General features: G+C 57.3%; 19 protein-coding genes and 1 pseudogene. 11 read left to right on the top strand and 9 right to left on the bottom strand.

Annotated elements, in window-relative coordinates; translation table 11 throughout:
- Positions 1-31: 31 nt before the first annotated feature.
- The 3 genes from miaB to hflX are packed head-to-tail and all read left to right on the top strand — an operon-like array spanning position 32 to position 3,629.
- Positions 32-1,402: a tRNA (N6-isopentenyl adenosine(37)-C2)-methylthiotransferase MiaB gene (gene miaB / locus DW233_RS06245; protein ID WP_118267301.1), complete on the top strand. Its 1,371-nt coding sequence runs from the start codon at positions 32-34 to the stop codon at positions 1,400-1,402.
- Complete coding sequence (miaA, locus tag DW233_RS06240) at positions 1,402-2,340, top strand: tRNA (adenosine(37)-N6)-dimethylallyltransferase MiaA (RefSeq protein WP_118267300.1); 939 nt, start codon at positions 1,402-1,404, stop codon at positions 2,338-2,340. Before miaB ends, miaA begins: the two co-directional genes overlap by 1 nt.
- A complete protein-coding gene (gene hflX, locus DW233_RS06235; RefSeq protein WP_117635238.1) occupies positions 2,340-3,629 on the top strand; it encodes a GTPase HflX in 1,290 nt (429 codons plus the stop codon). Before miaA ends, hflX begins: the two co-directional genes overlap by 1 nt.
- Here hflX and DW233_RS06230 read toward each other — a convergent pair.
- Both DW233_RS06230 and lexA read right to left on the bottom strand, forming a co-directional pair.
- Entirely contained in the window at positions 3,614-4,318 is a 705-nt protein-coding gene (locus DW233_RS06230; protein WP_117854742.1) for a heparan-alpha-glucosaminide N-acetyltransferase, read from the bottom strand. The genes hflX and DW233_RS06230 overlap by 16 nt on opposite strands.
- On the bottom strand, positions 4,318-4,962 hold the full coding sequence (gene lexA, locus DW233_RS06225) for a transcriptional repressor LexA (protein ID WP_055250104.1): 645 nt from the start codon (positions 4,960-4,962) through the stop codon (positions 4,318-4,320). Before lexA ends, DW233_RS06230 begins: the two co-directional genes overlap by 1 nt.
- A 163-nt stretch (positions 4,963-5,125) precedes the next feature.
- Here lexA and DW233_RS06220 point away from each other — a divergent pair, with 163 nt between their 5' ends.
- The 3 genes from DW233_RS06220 to dut are packed head-to-tail and all read left to right on the top strand — an operon-like array spanning position 5,126 to position 6,518.
- Positions 5,126-5,575 (top strand): LysM peptidoglycan-binding domain-containing protein, encoded by a 450-nt coding sequence (locus tag DW233_RS06220; RefSeq protein WP_158550962.1) that lies wholly within the window; start codon positions 5,126-5,128, stop codon positions 5,573-5,575.
- A 51-nt stretch (positions 5,576-5,626) separates the two neighbouring features.
- Positions 5,627-6,070, top strand: coding sequence for a transcriptional regulator NrdR (nrdR, locus tag DW233_RS06215; protein ID WP_022093781.1), 444 nt, complete (start codon positions 5,627-5,629; stop codon positions 6,068-6,070).
- A gap of 4 nt (positions 6,071-6,074) precedes the next feature.
- On the top strand, positions 6,075-6,518 hold the full coding sequence (gene dut, locus DW233_RS06210; RefSeq protein WP_117635235.1) for a dUTP diphosphatase: 444 nt from the start codon (positions 6,075-6,077) through the stop codon (positions 6,516-6,518).
- 393 nt (positions 6,519-6,911) lie between these two features.
- Here dut and DW233_RS06205 read toward each other — a convergent pair whose 3' ends face one another.
- Positions 6,912-8,213, bottom strand: coding sequence for a glycosyltransferase (locus DW233_RS06205; RefSeq protein WP_118267298.1), 1,302 nt, complete (start codon positions 8,211-8,213; stop codon positions 6,912-6,914).
- A 118-nt stretch (positions 8,214-8,331) separates the two neighbouring features.
- On the opposite strand from DW233_RS06205, the gene DW233_RS06200 reads away from it, so the two are divergent.
- Both DW233_RS06200 and DW233_RS06195 read left to right on the top strand, forming a co-directional pair.
- Complete coding sequence (locus tag DW233_RS06200; RefSeq protein ID WP_118267296.1) at positions 8,332-9,270, top strand: NAD(P)/FAD-dependent oxidoreductase; 939 nt, start codon at positions 8,332-8,334, stop codon at positions 9,268-9,270.
- Positions 9,271-9,423: 153 nt separating this feature from the next.
- On the top strand, positions 9,424-10,035 hold the full coding sequence (locus tag DW233_RS06195; protein WP_192934578.1) for a DUF1836 domain-containing protein: 612 nt from the start codon (positions 9,424-9,426) through the stop codon (positions 10,033-10,035).
- A gap of 73 nt (positions 10,036-10,108) precedes the next feature.
- Here the strand turns inward: DW233_RS06195 and DW233_RS06190 are convergent, their stop codons facing one another.
- The 6 genes from DW233_RS06190 to DW233_RS06165 all read right to left on the bottom strand — a co-directional run bounded on the left by DW233_RS06190 (position 10,109) and on the right by DW233_RS06165 (position 14,958).
- Complete coding sequence (locus DW233_RS06190) at positions 10,109-10,975, bottom strand: DegV family protein (protein WP_118267295.1); 867 nt, start codon at positions 10,973-10,975, stop codon at positions 10,109-10,111.
- Positions 10,976-11,139: 164 nt separating this feature from the next.
- Positions 11,140-12,267 carry an NlpC/P60 family protein gene (locus DW233_RS06185; RefSeq protein ID WP_199574600.1) on the bottom strand — a complete coding sequence of 376 codons (1,128 nt, stop codon included), beginning with the start codon at positions 12,265-12,267 and terminating at the stop codon, positions 11,140-11,142.
- A gap of 32 nt (positions 12,268-12,299) precedes the next feature.
- Positions 12,300-12,830 (bottom strand): adenine phosphoribosyltransferase, encoded by a 531-nt coding sequence (locus DW233_RS06180; protein ID WP_118267293.1) that lies wholly within the window; start codon positions 12,828-12,830, stop codon positions 12,300-12,302.
- Positions 12,831-12,870: 40 nt separating this feature from the next.
- Positions 12,871-13,749 carry a MerR family transcriptional regulator gene (locus tag DW233_RS06175; RefSeq protein WP_118267291.1) on the bottom strand — a complete coding sequence of 293 codons (879 nt, stop codon included), beginning with the start codon at positions 13,747-13,749 and terminating at the stop codon, positions 12,871-12,873.
- Positions 13,750-13,752: 3 nt separating this feature from the next.
- The gene (locus tag DW233_RS06170; protein ID WP_199574599.1) at positions 13,753-14,187 is read right to left on the bottom strand and encodes an FHA domain-containing protein; all 435 of its coding nucleotides are present in this window, start codon (positions 14,185-14,187) and stop codon (positions 13,753-13,755) included.
- Between the two features lie 66 nt (positions 14,188-14,253).
- Entirely contained in the window at positions 14,254-14,958 is a 705-nt protein-coding gene (locus DW233_RS06165; protein WP_118267290.1) for a CDP-alcohol phosphatidyltransferase family protein, read from the bottom strand.
- A 396-nt stretch (positions 14,959-15,354) separates the two neighbouring features.
- Between DW233_RS06165 and DW233_RS06160 the strand changes: the two genes are divergently transcribed.
- From DW233_RS06160 to DW233_RS06150, 3 genes and pseudogenes are all read left to right on the top strand, one after another.
- Positions 15,355-16,083, top strand: a complete 729-nt coding sequence (locus DW233_RS06160; RefSeq protein WP_055250122.1) for a lantibiotic protection ABC transporter ATP-binding protein — start codon at positions 15,355-15,357, stop codon at positions 16,081-16,083.
- Positions 16,080-16,850 carry a hypothetical protein gene (locus DW233_RS06155; RefSeq protein ID WP_118267288.1) on the top strand — a complete coding sequence of 257 codons (771 nt, stop codon included), beginning with the start codon at positions 16,080-16,082 and terminating at the stop codon, positions 16,848-16,850. Before DW233_RS06160 ends, DW233_RS06155 begins: the two co-directional genes overlap by 4 nt.
- Before the next feature lie 35 nt (positions 16,851-16,885).
- Positions 16,886-17,213, top strand: a pseudogene (locus DW233_RS06150) (lantibiotic ABC transporter permease); the annotation flags it as partial.

Raw genomic sequence — 17,213 nt, 5'->3', positions numbered from 1 at the left:
GTTTCGCTCCCCATCGTTAGGACTTATGCACATGGACCAGCGTTCCGTACGCGATATTCTTGCCGGTAAAACCTACTTTATCCGCACCTTTGGCTGCCAGATGAACCAGCACGACTCCGAGCGTGTGAGCGGTCTGCTTGATTCGTATGGCTGCCTCATGGCGCTCGATCCCGCGCATGCCGATATCGTTGTCTTCATGACGTGCTGCGTGCGCGAGGCCGCCGATACTCGCCTGTACGGTCAGTGCAATTCCTGCAAAAGCCTGCCGCCTTCGCCTTCGGGCAAGCGCGTGGTTGCCGTTGGCGGTTGCATCGCGCAGCGCGATGGCGAGGGCCTGCTCACCAACGTCGATAACGTCAATGTCATCTTTGGCACGCATTCCATTGCACATGTGGCCGAGCTCATTGCCGAGGCGTTCCTTGATGGTAAGCGTCATATCCGCACCAATGAGCATGAGGATACGGATGCCATGAGCATGCCGTGGCATCGCGAGACTCAGTATCACGCCTGGGTGCCCATCATGACGGGCTGCAATAATTTCTGCACCTATTGCATCGTGCCGTACGTGCGCGGTCGCGAAAAGAGCCGCCCCTTCGAGGAGATTGTCGACGAGGTGACCGGTTTGGTGCGCCAGGGCGTGCGTGAGATTACGCTGCTGGGCCAAAACGTTAACTCATATGGTCGCGATCTGTTTGGCAAGCCGCGTTTTGCCGATCTGCTGCGTGCCGTGGGCGATACGGGCGTGGAGCGCATCTTCTTTACGTCTTCGCATCCCAAGGACCTGTTGCCCGAGACCATCGACGCCATGGCCGAGACGCCTGCCGTTATGCCGCAGCTGCACTTGGCCGTCCAGTCCGGTTCGACGCGGATCCTCAAAGAGATGAATCGCCGTTATACACGCGAGGACTATCTGGGCCTTGTCGATCGCATTCGCAACCGCATGCCCGATATCGCGCTCTCGACCGACATTATCGTTGGCTTCCCGGGCGAGACTGAAGAAGACTTTGAGCAGACGCTCTCGCTTGCCGAGACGGTCCGCTATGCTCAGGCCTATACCTTCATCTATTCCAAGCGTGCCGGTACCCCGGCCGCCGAGATTGACGATCCTACGCCGCATGAGGTTATTCTCGAGCGTTTCAATCGCCTGGTTAAGGTTATCGAGACCACGGCACACGAGTATAACCAGGGCGAGCTTCATACTGTGGTTCCCGCGCTCATTGAGGGAACGAGTAAAAAGAACGATGCGGTCCTGCTGGGCAAGAGCCCCAAGAATCAGACCGTGCATGCGCCTATCCCTGAGGGTTACAGCATCGATCAGCTTGTTGGCAAGATCGTTGATGTTGACGTTGACGTTGCCAAGACCTGGTATTTATCCGGTTTCGTTGTGGGCGAGCCGCGCTAATGGTTTCTTCCGGGGCAGGTCTTTCCGCCGTTGCGATCGTCGGTCCGACGGCGGTTGGTAAGAGTGATGTTGCCGACCGTTTGGCAGCTCGTCTTTCGTCCGAAGTGCTGTCGTGCGATGCGATGCAAATCTATCGCGGCATGGACATCGGTACCGCAAAGATGGCGCCCGATGAGTGCACGGCGCCGCTGCGTCTCGTCGACATTGTAGAGCCGGGTGTGGCATATTCTGCTGCGCTTTATCAGGCTGACGCTCGCGCGCATGTTGAACGTCTCCTTGGTTCGGGTTGCCTGCCGGTTTTTTGCGGAGGTACGGGGCTGTATCTCAAGGCCGCCCTCGATGAGATGGACTTTCCCTCGGGTGAACTTGAGGACGATCGCCGTGCGGGCTATCAGGAGCTTGCCGAGCGTATTGGCGAGGAAGAACTGCATGCCTTGCTTGCCGAGCGCGATCCAGAATCGGCTGCTGTTATTCATCCCCATAACGTGCGCCGTGTGATTCGTGCGCTCGAGATGCATGATGATGGCGTCTCCTATGCGCAGCAAAAGTCGCAGTTTAGTGTTCCGCGCGAGCATTATCATGCCCTATGGTTTGGTCTGACGCGTAATCGCGAGGTGCTCTACGAGCGCATTAATCTGCGCGTCGATCTGATGTTTGAGCAGGGTCTTGTCGATGAGGTCCGCGGTCTTATGGACCAGGGGCTGGGTGATGCCCTGACGTCGATGCAGGCAATTGGCTATAAAGAGATCATCGATGCTTTCAATGGCGTGATGAGCATGGATGAGGCTCGCGAACTCATTAAGATGCGTTCGCGTCGTTATGCCAAGCGTCAGCTTTCGTGGTTTAAGCGCGATGACCGTATCGTGTGGTTTGATATGGATGAATGTACGATCGATGAGGTCGTTGAGGATATCCTGCATCGTATTGAGGCTGTCTAATGGCCCGTTTCCCCCTTGTTCCCACGGCACCCGAGCCCGAGCGTGCCATTTTAGTTGGTGTTGAGTGGCGCGACAATGCATGGCCGCTCGATCGCTCGCTTGACGAGCTGGAGCGTCTTGCCCACACAGCTGGTGCCCAGTGCGTGGCACGCTTGTCGCAGCGTTTGGTAAAGCCGTATCCTAAATCGTTTATCGGTTCCGGTAAGGTTGAAGAGCTGTGCGGCCTGGTGCGTCGCATGGATGCCGATGTCGTTATTTTTGACGACGACCTGACCCCCTCGCAGCAATCCTATTTGGAGAAAGCCGTGGGCGAGCCGGTAAAGATTATCGATCGTACTGCACTGATCCTGGATATCTTTGGCCTGCATGCTCAGACGCGTGAGGGACGCCTGCAGGTACAGCTGGCACAGCTTCAATACTTGTTGCCTCGCCTGCGTGGCATGTGGAGCCATCTCGCCAAGGAACAGACGCGCGGCGGCATCGGCTCACGCTTTGGTCAGGGCGAAAGTCAGCTCGAGGTCGACCGTCGCCTCATTCGTAATAAGATCGCTGCGCTTCGTCGTGAGCTCAAGCAGGTTGAACAGCGTCGCGATGTTCAATCCAAGAGCCGCATTGAGTCACCGGCGTTTCGCGTCGCGTTAGCCGGTTATACCAATGCCGGTAAATCTACGTTGCTCAATCGTCTGACCGGCTCTACGGTACTTTCTCAGGACAAGCTGTTTGCTACGCTCGACCCGACGACGCGTTCGTATCGCCTGCCCGGCGGTCGCGGCATGACGATTACTGATACCGTCGGCTTTATTCAAAAGCTGCCGCATGGTCTGGTTGATGCCTTTAAATCAACGCTGTCCGAGGTTTTGGGTGCCGATCTAATTCTCAAAGTCGTAGATGCGTCTGACGAGGACTATGAGCGGCAGCTGGAGGCTGTTGACCGCGTGCTTGATGAGATCGGCGCCGGAGAGCGTTTAACGCTGACCGTATTCAATAAAATCGATCTTCTCGATAGCGTTGATCGATTGAGTTTCCGTCGTCGCTATCCAGAAGCCGTTCTGTTCTCGGCCCAAACGGGCGAGGGGCTCGACGATCTCGTCGATCGCATTGCTCGCGAGGCAGCTGCCACCGATGTGTTGCTCTCCGCTGATATCCCGTATCGCGAGGGCGCTCTCATCACGCTGGTGCATGAGCAGGGAACCCTTCTGCATGAGGAATATCTCGAGGACGGCGTTCGCATTGTGGCGAAGTTGCCGGCTCGTATTGCACCGCGGCTCGAGCGTTATCGCACCGAGTAGACGAGCTCCAAAATGCCCAGAATGATGGGCTGATGCAGCAGATAAAAGGGGAGAGCGTGACGTCCAAGGCTGGCGAGCGCCGGCAGGGGGTTGGCGTAGGCCCAGCTAGGGACGGTCTTATCGATACTCTGCGCTATGTGTGCGGCGAAGTATCCTGCAAGATACATAAAGATAAACGGGATGATGGGGTAGTAATCACCTGAGACAAACCCAGGGCTCGGAAATCCCAGCCACGCCAGGTAGGGGACAGGGTAGATCGTTTTGGGGATGCTCCAGGTGAGGGCGAACAACACAAGGCATAGGGGCATGCCCCATCTCGCCGTTATCTTCTTAAGGACGGGATCGGTCAACGCCACGATGCCGGTGCATGCGGCCATGCAGTAGATGATGCCAAAATTAACCGAATCGTCGACTGAGACAAGTGTTGTTGCCAACCAGACAACGAGTGCTGCTAAGGCGTATTTGGCGGCACGTTTGATATTGTTGCGCGAAAGAGTGCACATCCAACCCGCGATAAACAAAAATACCCAGCTGATGCTGGCGCGCCAGACGTCTTGAAAGACAGTCTGGGTAAACCAAGGCATATCCCAGCCGTACAGGTAGGCAAGATCATAGCAAGCGTGAAAACCTGCCATAGAAATCATCGTAAACCCGCGGACGGTATCAAAGATGGTTATGCGTTTTTGCATTACGAGAACCGGCGCATCAAGCCGACGACTTTGCCCAGGATAACGGGATTCGTTGCATAGATAGGCTCCATGGTGTCATTCTCAGGCTGCAGGCGTACGCGTCCCTGCTCCTTGTAGAACGTCTTGACGGTCGCTGAACCATCGATCATAGCCACGACAATTTCGCCGTTCATGGCATTCTTTTGTTCACGGACGATGATGTAATCGCCATTGAAGATGCCGACATTGATCATTGAGCTCCCATGCACCTCAAGGATAAAGGAACCCTGATCAGTCGCGATTTCGGTCGGGATAGTAAACGTGTCTTCGATATTCTGCTCGGCCAGAATGGGGATCCCAGCCGCGACGCGACCAACGAGCGGTAGCGAGACCGTTCCGCGAGGTGCGGTGGGCTCGTCAGATTTAGAAATTGAGACAGAGGAACCGTCCTCGTTAAAGAGTTCCAGGGCGCGCGGTTTGGTGGCATCGCGCTTGAGTAGCCCGCGCGCCTCCAGGGCAGAGAGATGGGCGTGCACGGTGCTGGGGGAGGAAAGGCCCACGGCAGAAGCCATCTCGCGCACGCTGGGCGGATAACCCTTCTCCTGCTGATATTCCTTGATGAAGTCGTAAATTTGCTGCTGACGCTTGGTAATTTTGCGAGCCATCAGGGCATCCTCTCTACCCATGTCAAACAAATGTTCGAATTTTGCTTGACAGGAACAACTGTTCGAAGATAATAATAACCGAACATTCGTTCTCGCGCTAGACATTTTTGTCCGCGCGGCTTGATAAAACTGTTCTCAGCAAAACACGCGAGAGGAGAACATGATGAACGTAACGAATATGGTCCAGGGAAACCTCGCCCTTAAGCTCGAGACGCCTGCAGAACCCACTTTTACGGTTGTTCAGGGTGGCCGCTCCGGCTTTCAGCCTTTGACCGTAAAGCCTGTGCGCAATCAGCAGGCTGTAGTCGCGCCAGCCCGCGTTGCCCTGAAGGTTCCGACGATTGTCGCCGTCGCCGTTGCGCTTACGCTCTTCTTTGTCCTCGCTACTTCGGTCTTTAGCGCTCGTCATGCCGCGTATGCCGAGTCCGTTTCCAACATTACTTACGAGACCATTCGCGTTCAGACTGGCGATTCTCTTTGGTCGCTTGCCGAGGAATATCCAATCGAAGGCCTTTCCACGCAAGAGACTTCCGACATGATCCGTAACGTCAATCATCTGGAGCATGGTTCGCTCGCCGCTGGTGCGCATCTTAAGGTTCCTGCTCGTTCGTAATCATTATCGCGCTGCGCATGGTACCCTTGTTATCGTTTAAGAGGAGGTACCATGCGCTGTCCCAAATGCGGCAAGGCACATACCCGCGTCGTTGATTCCCGTATGCAGGAGTCAAATAACACCATTAAGCGCCGTCGCGAATGTTGCTCGTGTAACTACCGCTTTACAACGTTTGAGCGATGCGAGGACCCTATCGAGGTCATTAAGTCAGATGGAACCAAGCAGCGGTTCGATCGCAATAAGCTTCTTGTCGGCTTGATGCGCGCCACCATCAAGCGCGATATCGACACTAAGAAGCTCAATGAGATTATCGATGACATCGAGGTCGAGCTTCGCTCTCGCACGCTGACGGCCGTCACGTCCCATGAGTTGGGTGACATGGTGCTCAAGCGCTTGGCTAAGATCGACAAGGTGGCGTACATCCGTTTTGCCTCGGTCTACCGTGATTTCAAAGACGTCGATGAGTTTCTGCAAGAGCTCGACAAGCTAAGGTGATTCCATGTCCAACATTTCCGTCAACATAAAGCGTCTCGACCCCACCGTCGAGCTTCCCAAATACGCCCATCCCACCGATGCCGGCTTGGATTTACGCTCCAACGAGGACTGCGTCCTGAAGCCCTTCGAACGCCGTCTGGTCTCTACGGGGCTGGCCATCGCCCTGCCCGATGGCTACGCCGGCTTCGTCCAGCCCCGCAGCGGCTTGGCCATCAAGCAGGGCCTGTCTATAGTCAACACGCCGGGCCTCATTGATGCTCACTATCGAGGTGAGCTTAAGGTTATCCTTATCAACTTGGATCCCTCCAACGACATCCAAATCAACAAAGGCGACCGCATAGCCCAACTCGTCATCCAAGAAGTCCCCACGGTCAATCTCATAGAAGTAGAAGAACTAGACGAAACCGACCGAGGCAAAGGAGGCTTCGGCTCCAGCGGCATCGCCTAGGGCGCTCGTATCCCTCCCGCCCGGGGCTTACCTATATCATTCCATGCTCAAACATTCTCGCGTCGCTTCGCTCGCTGCGAAACTGCGCGTGGAACGATATAGGTAAGCCCCGGGCGGGCGGCTACTCGCTTGAAACAATATTTACTTTTCTAGTAAGTCGATGCGATGAAGGGACGCCTCCTTTGTCGCATCGACTTACTGTATTTATATTCTCTGGTTCCCCTTTGCAGATTCTACTGGTGGGGAATCTGGTATAGCCGCTGGTACGTTAACGCAGCTTACCTGTGGGAGGCCCCTATATATCGTCCCGCGCGCAGTTTCGCAGCGAAGCGAGAATGTTTGAGCACGGGATGATATATAGGGGCCTCCCACAGGTAAGCGGACATTAAGACGCTACCTGATATGCGCAGGTTTTTCGCCCCAGTAGAAGCGGCAGAAGGCTCGTTTGCGCTTTTGGGGTTTGCCTACGAGCTCCATGGTTGCGATGGCTATGTCTTCGGCTGCGTGGGGGCGGCGTAGTACTTCGCCGTTGATGAGCAGTGCCTTGAGCGACTCAGGATGATCGTGGAGATGACGCAACGTCACGATGAGCTCTCGTGCGGTGGTGACATGCATGCTGGCGCCCATGCCGGTGAGCATGGTGGTGTTGGCCTTTTCCTGGCCATAGGACTTGCCCAGCAGGATCATCGGCAGATGTGCGCATAGGCACTCGGTGACGGTGAGTCCGCCCGATTTGAGAATTGCCAGGTCGCAGCCGTGCATGAGGGCCGCCATGTCGTCGACATAGTCCAGCACCGTGACGTTTTCGAGCTTCATGGCATCGAAGAGCGTCTTGAGGCGGGCGGCGTATTCCTTATCCTTGCCCGGCAAAAAGACAAAGTGCATGTCTTCGAAGCTGCGTAGGAAGGGGAGGGTGCGGTCCATCTCCGCGCGAAAGCGAACGTACGGTTGAGGCAAGCTGGCACCGGCCATTACCAGCACGACGGTCTTGTCGGTGGGGAGGTTGAACTTAGCTAGCTCTTCCTCGCGATCGTAATCCGTGTCGAATCCGGCGCGAATGGGAATGCCGGTAATGCGAATTTTTGTTTCGAGCACCTTGCGCGGACGCAGCGTTTCGGCCATAAATTCGTTGGCAACACAGAATAAATCGGTGTCCTTGTGGGGCCACCATCCCTCGACTTCGTAGTCGGTCGGTACGCAGATGACCGGATAATCGATACCCGTAATTACGCGGGCGCCCACGGCAACATTGGCTGCCGTGATGTGCGTTGCAACCACGGCTATGGGCCTGCGGCTACGAATATATTCGTTGAAGGCGGGGAACATAATTCGCGACCATGCCGTTCCGCCACCCCAGAGAAGATGTCCCGTAAGCGTATATCGCCAGGTCAGGTCGTAAATGGGGCGCGTGGCTCCCGTAAAAGAAGCCGCGGTCTTATTGCCGTCGAATTTAATACGTCCAAAATCAAGGATATCGAGCACTTCAATCTCAATATCCTCGGGGATGCCATTGGTGCCGCGGATAAGGTCGAATGCCTGCGCAATCGCATTTGCGGCGGCCTTGTGGCCCGAGCCAACGGAGGCGTGCACGATGGTCACGAGAGGTTTTTGCTGAGCCAGGAGCGTGGTTTGCTCCGATTGGGGAGTGCTGTGCGTGAGCAGGGGGGCGTCGTCACTCGTCTGCGCCTGGTCCATCGATAACTCCCCTTCAGCTTTGTAATACGGATTTATCATTGTAGTGCATGAGTGTCACGTTCACGTAAATTTGGGTATGAGCGCAAAGAACGACAACGTTTCGACGAAAGGACGCTTCATGACTACCGATAAGCCGATCGATGTTGCGATTATCGGTGGCGGCCCCGCGGGCTATGCTGCCGCTATTTATGCTGCGCGTGCCAACCTGACGACGACCGTGATTGAGCAGGGCATGTCGGGAGGGCAGATCGCCACAACCAATGAGGTCGAGAACTATCCGGGTTTCCCGCTCCTGAGTGGCGCCGAACTCGGCGAGCGTTTTCAGCAGCATGCAGAGGGCCTGGGAGCACAGGTTACATGGAGCATGGTTACGGGTATCGATTACGATGCCGATGCAGCGTTGTTTACGGTGCATCACGATATGGGCGATACGCTGGCCTCGAGCGTTATCGCTTGCATGGGTGCCACGCCGCGTCCGGCAGGTTTCGCAGGCGAGGATACGTATCGCGGTCGTGGCGTTTCATATTGCGCAACATGTGACGGCATGTTTTTCCGCGGCAAGCAGGTTTTTGTAATCGGTGGTGGCAATTCGGCATGCGAAGAGGCTCTGTTCCTGTCCGACCTTGCCAACAGTGTGACCATCGTGCTGCGCCGCGACCAGTTCCGTGCGCCCGATGGTGTTGTTCAGAAAGTACTCGCAAAGGACAATATTACAGTTAGGTACCAAACTAGTATTGTGGAGCTATCGGGCGAAGCCATACCAACGACGATTACCTTTAAGGACAATGCATCCGGCGAGACTCATACCGAGTCATTTGAGCCCGGCTCGTTTGGCATCTTTGTCTTTACCGGAACGCAGCCCCATACCGAGCTTGTTGAGCATCTAGTCGATCTGGCGCCTGATGGCGGCATTCTGACTGATGAATCCATGGCGACCCGCACGCCAGGTCTATTTGCCGCTGGCGATATCCGTTCCAAACGTTTACGCCAGGTTGTGACCGCTGTTTCGGACGGAGCCATAGCGGCAACGAGCGCATACGCGTTTCTCCGTGGATAAGTACGATAATATATCTTATGTAAGGTTGTTATCAATTTACTAAATGGCGGGACGATGCATCAATGCACTGTCTCGCCAATTTTCTTAGCGGCTATGTGGTATGCAAAACTAGATAACCTAGAATACAATATAGAAAACGAACGGAGGCCTCTTATGAACCACGCTAAATACGTTATTCCGATGTCCGATTCGTCGGTCAGCATTAAGCCCGAGGATATTCAGCCCACGGTGCTGCCCGATGCATTCATTCAGTCCGATATCGTGCGTAAACTCAATACGTTGAGTCTGCCGCGCTATAACCAGTTGCCCAATGTGACGCTCTACCGCGACCAGGTCATTGAGTATGTTGCGCTGTGGATGGAGCCGCTGTCCATTTGCGTTGAGCACCCTGTCATTACGCCATCGATGATCAATAACTACGTGAAGGTCGGCCTGGTGCCTGCTCCGGTCAAAAAGCAATATGGCCGCGAGCAGATTGCCCGCCTGATCGCTATCTGCCTCTTTAAGCAGGTGCTACCTATTGCTGCGGTGCAGGCGCTCTTTAACATTCAGCGTTTGAGCTATGATGCCCCGACGGCTTTCGATTATGTGGTCGATCAGCTCGAGGCATCGATTCGTTCGGCGTTTTCCGTCGAGCAGACGCCGGTTCCCGATACGGCGCATCAGGTAACGCGTGAGTCGCTGCTTGTGCGCAGTGCGGTTTCATCCTTCGTTTCGAAGGCGTACCTGATGAGCTATCTAAAGTTTAATGGGTTTAATAGCTAGCCGACGTATAAAACGGGCGGGACAAAGAGCCAGCTGTCACTTTGTCCCGCCCGTAATTTTGCTTGGTTGGACTTTATTTGCCCGAAGCCACGCCCATGCCGTAGCCGATAATGAGCCCATGCATTTCGGCATAGTATGAATCTAGCCCGTTACAGGGCATGATGATAGTCTTGGAGCCTGGCCAGCGCTCCACAATGCGGCTGGCAAGTGCTTGGGCGCCTGCCTCATTTTCCACATGGTCGATGACGACCTCGCCGCCCGTAAAACCCTCGGCTTCCATGGTATCGATGATCTTGTTGAGCATCTTCTTTTCGCCACGCGTGTGCCCGACGAGTTCGATTTTACCGGCCTCGCTCGCCGTGCCCAAAATGCGGATATTGAGCTTGTTGGCAATGACGCCGGCTGCCTTAGGGATGCGTCCGGCTTTGGCCAGGTTTTCGTAATTGCACAAGCTGAAGAGGATTTTGCTGTTCTGCTCAAGGCTATCGAAGTATGCGCAAGCGTCCTCGAATGAGACATCCGGATTGCTTGCAAGATAGCGGTCGAACAGCAAGAAAACGAGGTCCATTTTGCCGCCAGCTGCGCGCGAATTGACTAGGTGAATCTGCCGGTCGGGCTCCTCGGCAAGAACCATATCGCGAGCCGTGGCTGCCGCGTTGTAGCTGCCCGACACGCCCTCAGAGATCGGCATGCAGATGGTCTTGTCTGCCAATTTGAAGAGCCCGGCCCACTCCCCTACGCTGGGACAAGCGCTCGAAGAAGCGTTCGTCTCCGCCTGAACAGCGCAATTGAGCTCATGTACATCGAGCGAAAGGTCATCGACGAATTCACGCTCCCCCACTCGAATTTTGAGGGGCGCAAATGCAAAGGTGGCATGGGGTGCGGTCGGTTGCCAATCGCGGAGGTTGCAGCTTGAATCTGAGATAAGTGCCCAGCTCATAGAGGGTCCTTTCTAATTGTTCCCATACAATTATAGCCGTCTTGCAGACCGATTGGGCCGCTATCTAGTATTCAAAACTAGATAGCGGCCTGCACTAAAGACAAAAGAATGGACCCCATGACTTAAAGCCACGAGGTCCATATCCGTTTGCTTTACTTGAATACTTAGTAGCGAACGAAGATATAGTTGTTGTTCATGCCGGCGGCAACGGAGCTGATGATAACACCTGTGTTGTAGTCGGAAGCATGAATCATCTGACCACCACCGATGTAAATGCCGGTGTGGTACGAGTTGACCACAACGTCACCAGGCTGCGGATCGGACACACGCGTCCAGCCCATAAAGGTACCCGTGGTGCCCAGGCGGCAATAGCGACCAGTGAGGCAATAGCTAACAAAACCAGAGCAGTCGAAGCTGTTCGGGCCAATTCCGCCCCAGGAATAAGCGCAACCAAGCTTACTGTATGCACGCGAGACAACAGAACCACCATCGACGGACTGGCTCGGAGCAGAAGGCGTCGGAGCGGGAGCAGGCGTGGGGGGCTGCGGCGTCGGAGCAGGTGTCGGCGTAGGAGCCGGAGTGTTGCCGCCCTGGTTGTTGTTATTGCTGGTCTGACCACCGTTGTTGGTGTTCTCGGTCGTACCGGCAGTCTCGTTGCTCACCGTGGCCTTCTCGGCAGTGCTGGCGTTGATGCCGGCCTGCAGCGCGGCGTTCGCCTCGGCCTCTGCGGCAAGCTCGGCCTGCAGCTGCGAATCCAGGGAGTTTACGACGTTCTGGGCTTCAGCCTGCTGGGCGTTAAGCTCGTCGACCTTCTTTTGCGTGGTGGCGACGTTCTTCTCCTGCTCGGCCTGCTTATCGGTGAGCTGCTGCTTAAGCTCCTTGACCTCTTGAATGGTCTGAGCTTGCTTGTCGGAAACTTTTCCGTAGTAGAACAAACGGTTGAGCATATCGCTCAGATCATCGACACCCGTCAAAACCTGAAGCAGGCTCAGACCGCCGGTTTTGTACTCGCCGGCGACATAGGTCGAGAGCTTGGCCTGACCATCGGCGATCTCCTGCTGCTTTTGCGTGATCTCGCCGGCAGTCTGATCGAGCGCCTGCGTCTGCGTGGCAAGCTCATCGTAAATCTGCTGAGTTTGGGTACCGATCTGCTCGAGCTTCGTACGAGCAGCGGCAAGGTCGGATGCGGTATCGGCGTAGGCAGGAGCCGCGAGGCCCAAGCCCAAAACACAAGCGAGGGTTGCCGTAGCAGCGCAGCGTGCCATGTTTTTGTGCGTGTTTGCTGTGCGCATGTAGCTTCCTTTCCAGTAACTAAGGGTAACGGCTACTCCACCGTCACCAGGCTAAAGAGCTCCACATCGTCATCAGACGGCGTGAGCTTCTCGCGCGGGTTGAGAAACGCAAGCTCAAGGATACACCCGTAGCCCACAAGCTTTGCGCCCATATCTCGCACCAGTTTACCTGTTGCCTCGACGGTTCCGCCCGTCGCGACCAAGTCGTCCAGAATCAACACGGTATCTTTAGAGGTAATGGCGTCGGCATGGATCTCAATTGAATCGGTGCCGTACTCGAGCTCATAGCTCTGGCTCACCGTCTCGCGCGGCAGCTTGCCCGGTTTACGTGCGGGAACAAAGCCGGCGCCAAGGGCTACAGCCACCGGTACGCCAACCATAAAGCCGCGAGCCTCGGGTCCCACGACCTTGGTGATTCCCTTGCCGGCAAAGTGCTCGGCGAGGGAATCGGTCATGGCTTTGAGCGCCTCGGGATTGCCAAAGAGCGGCGTGATGTCTTTAAAGATGACTCCGGGCTCGGGATAGTCGGGGATGTCGACGATTTGAGATTCGAAGTCGTACATTACATGGCCTTTCAATGGGTTGCCGAAATTTCGGCAGCGGTTATTTGCCCGCCGTGGCGGTGCCGGAGTGCGAAGGGGCGACGACCCTGAGCGGCTTTACGAGAGAATCCTCGTGCGAGGCAGGCGCGGCTGTCTCTTCGTTTTTGGCCTTGGTGGACTCGGAGCGAGCGATTTCCTCATCGAGTGCATCGATGTCGGCATCCTCGACCACGGCGTTGAGCGACTCAAAAACGCGGTTTTTGAGCAACGCGGTGTGCACGCCTTCCGTCAGGTCGTGAAGCTTCTTAAACGCACGCTCGAGCTTGGCGTCGCGCTCGTCATCGGAGGTATCCATGCCGAGCATGCTTACGAGCACTTGCTCAAACATCGAGGATTCACGGTTGGCGGAAGACACGTACTGACGCAGGTTGCGCGGCTCGATATGGAAGCGCGACAGCTCGGAGCAGTAGCGGATGATCGGAAAATCGCGACCATCGACAAGCTCGCGGTTCTGCGGACTCTTGATGATGCGGATAAGGTCGTTCTCGGCGAGCGAGCGGATAAACGAAATCTCGACGCCCAGCATATCGGGAATGGTCTCGATGGGATGCAGCTTTTGCTTAGTCTCCTTGGGCTCCGTCTTGAGCGGAACATCTGACAGCAAGCCCACCTCGTAGGCGAGCGTTGACAGGTCCGTGGCGTTTTCCAAGCGCTGCTTAATCACGTTGAGCGGCATATAGCGGGTCTTCTGCAGGTGCAGGATGACCTCCAGGCGGTCAACGTCCTCCTTGGAGTACTGACGGTATCCCTTAGGCGTACGATGAGGGGTAATGAGCCCCTCATCTTCTAGAAATCTAATTTTTGAGTTCGAAAGATCGGGGTATGCGCCTCGAAGTAGGTTGACGACTTGGCCGATACTCAGATAGTTGCGTTCGGCCATGCCCTACTCACCGGTTTCGATGCGCTCCGGCGTGCTCTCGTGGTAGATGAGCGTAAACGTACCGATCTGAACGGAAGAGCCGTCGTGCAGCGGAGCGGCGTTGACAATGGCACCGTCGACCCAGGTGCCATTGAGCGAGCCCAAGTCTTCGATGCGAGCGCCGAGTCCCTCGCGAATAATGCGCGCGTGGCTGCGCGAAACGGTCATGTCATTGAGGAAGATGCCATTCGCGGGATCTCGGCCGATGGCGGTCACGTCGTCCTCGAGTTCAAAGGCGGCACCCGTCTGCGGACCCTTGACGATAGACAGAACGGGGGCGGTGATGCGCACGTTGGCCATGAGGTCGGGAACGGTGACGTCGCTTGAAGGCACGCGGAATACGCAGGTAGCGTCAGCAGTCTTATCATTCTGAGGCATATTGTTAACCATGTTGTCCATGACAACCCCTAACTTATCGCGGACGTGCCGCAAATAATGAACCGTACGTAATCATACCCCAACGAATCAGTCTTCGATTTCGGGGTTAAGAAAGTCGATGTCCTCGTCCTCGGGATGCGCGAGGGCCTGTTTAATGGCCACTCCGCCCTTAATAGAGTAGATGACAGCGGTGAGCATGGAGAAGATCACACCGCCATACACAAAGAAGATGCCGAGGGGCACCGAGCTTCCGTTGAGACCCGGGAAGGCCGTGAGGGTTGAAGGTAAAAGGTGCAGGCCGTCAATAACGGGGAACCCGAGCAGCATGAGCGAGAAGCCGGTTATGAGCAGTGCAGTGGCAATCTTTCCGGGAAAGACGACATCGATGGGGCGACGGTGATAATGACGCACGATAAGCGTGCCGATGCCCAGATAGATGTCGCGGCCGATAATGAGCACGCAGACCCAGATGGGCAGCTCTCCGCGGACCACCAGCCCCAAGACGCCGGTGAACAGCAGCGCACGGTCACAAATGGGATCCATGACCTTGCCGAGCCACGAGACCGTCTTAGTCATGCGGGCGATCTGACCGTCCATCCAGTCGGTGGAGGCGGCAACGGCGTAGATAACGATGGCGATGACGCGGTTGTTATCCGTCACAAACAGGTACAGAAATACCAGGGTGAGGATCAGGCGCGTAAAGGTGATGAAATTGGAGATCGTAAAGATCTTATTCGACGGGTAATCGGAAGTGCCGATAAGCTCCTTTTTGATCTTCTTTTTGATGCCCACAGGACTCCCCCGCTGGTTAACGACAAAACTTTCGATACTATACCCGTTCCGGCGATGTCTATCCAGCGTAAGCATAGAGAGTCCAGACATATGGAGGATGCTACTGGGTTATGCGAGATTCTGCATTTGTGTACATCAGCCTTCAAATATGACATTTTTCGGCATCTTTGATGGCTGATGTACACGTTTTGATTCGGTGATTACATCGATCGGGAAAGTTGTTGCCTTAAGCAAATTAATCATGATGTGTGGGTCGAGAAGGGTTGGCGCTAAAAGAACCCAACGGCTGTTACGGCTTCGTTAGAAACGCGCCCCACCATGGATGGTGAACCCGAAAGGTAAGGCGCGCGGGCACGGTGGCTCGGCCCGCGCGCCCGGAAGAGAAAGGATAAACCCATGGGTTACATGCTCGAGACGCGTGGGCTCACCAAGCGCTTCGGCCGCGGCGACCAGGCGCAGGACGCCGTGGCCGACGTGAGCCTTCATATCCGCGAAGGCGAGGTGTACGGGCTGCTCGGTCCCAACGGCGCCGGCAAGTCGACAACGCTCAAGATGATCTGCGGGATGCTGCGGCCGACGGCCGGGGAGATTCTCTTTGCCGGGCACGCCTGGCGCCGCGAGGACCTCTACGCAATCGGCAGCCTCATCGAGGAGGCGCCGCTCTACCCCAACCTCACCGCGCGCGAGAACCTGCGCGTGCGCACCACGCTGCTGGGCCTTCCCGAGAGCCGCATAGATGAGGTGCTCGCCGCCGTGGACCTCGCGGACACCGGGAAGAAGCGCGCCGGGCGCTTCTCGATGGGCATGCGGCAGCGCCTGGGGCTCGCGCTGGCGCTGATCGCCCGGCCACGCCTGCTCGTGCTCGACGAGCCCACCAACGGCCTCGACCCCATCGGCATCGAGGAGCTGCGCGACCAGATCCGCGGCTTCGCGGCGGCGGGTACGACGGTGATCGTCTCGAGCCACATCCTCTCCGAGGTGCAGCAGATGGCGGACACCATCGGCATCATCTGCGGGGGGCGCCTCGCCTACGAGGATGCGCTTCGGCCCGGGCAGGACCTCGAGGAACTCTTCATGAGCTTCTGCCGGGAGGGGCGACGAGCGCGCGGGGAGGTGGCGGCATGACGGGCGAGAAAGGCGGCCTGCTCGCGGCCCTGCGCGCCGAGGCCCTGAAGTCGCGCCACGCGGCACCGGTTCGCCTGGCCGTGCTCATGGCGCTGCCGATGCCGCTGCTCGGCGCGATGCCCTACCGGGGCGTGCAGATCTTCAGCGCGTGGAACTACTGGTACGCGCTCTTCCTGCCCGTGTGTCTCTCGCTCGTGGTGGCGTGCGTCGCGCGTGCGGACGCTCGCACGCGGATGCGGGGGCTTCTGGGCCTGGGCTTCCCGCTCGGGCGCGCCTGGTGGGCCAAGGCGCTCTGGTGCCTCGCGCTCTGCACGCTCTCGAACCTCGTGGTCTTCGGCATCTACCTCGCGGGATCGGCGTTCTCCTCGCAGGGCCTCACGGCCGCGGGCACGCTCACGATGCTCCTCTGCGCGCTCGTCAACACGGTGACTGCGGCGTGGATGATCCCCGCAGGGCTCTTCCTCACGGCGCGGCTCGGCATGCTCGCGGGCATCTTCTGCCCGCTCGCCGCGCAGCTCGTGGGTGGGTTCGCCTGGTCGCTGATGCCGCTGCCGCAGCTCTTTCCGCCGTCGGCGAGCATGGTCATCCCCACGAGCTTCATCCCCGTGCTGCCGAGCGGCGAGCCACTCGCGGCGGACATGGCGCTCGGCGGGGCGCTCGCGTCAGACGGCATGCTCACGCTAGCGGGCCTTGCGGTCTGCGCGCTCGCGTTCGCCGTGCTCACGGCGGCGGGCGCGGCCTGGTTCGCGCGCTCCGAGGAGAGGTGATGGCCGTGACACGACTCTCCGACCCGACGCCACGCATGACTCTCTCGCGGGCCCTGCTCTCCGAAGCCCTGCGCCTGGCGCGCTCCCCGCTCTCGGCGGTGCACCTCGCCTGCGGCCTGGCAGCCGGTCTTGCCTGCGGCGAGTACTTCTCCGTAACCCGATGGGACCCGGCGCTGGGCGCGGACGCCTACGCCCAGTTCCTCGGCGCCCTCATGCCGCTCATGTCCGCCATCGTCTGCGGGCTCGCCGTGGACGAGGAGCGCGCTGCCGGGCGCCTCGCTAACCTCACGGCGGTCCCCTCGCGCGGGCGCGCCGCCGCGGCGAAGCTGCTCGCCCTTGCGGCGCTCGGCGCGGGCGCGCTGG

Origin of the sequence: Collinsella sp. AM20-15AC (genome assembly GCF_003471405.1) — a bacterium.
Classification (GTDB): domain Bacteria; phylum Actinomycetota; class Coriobacteriia; order Coriobacteriales; family Coriobacteriaceae; genus Collinsella.
The sequence above is the reverse complement of the archived record's forward strand: the minus strand, read 5'-3'. Positions and strand labels throughout refer to the sequence as shown.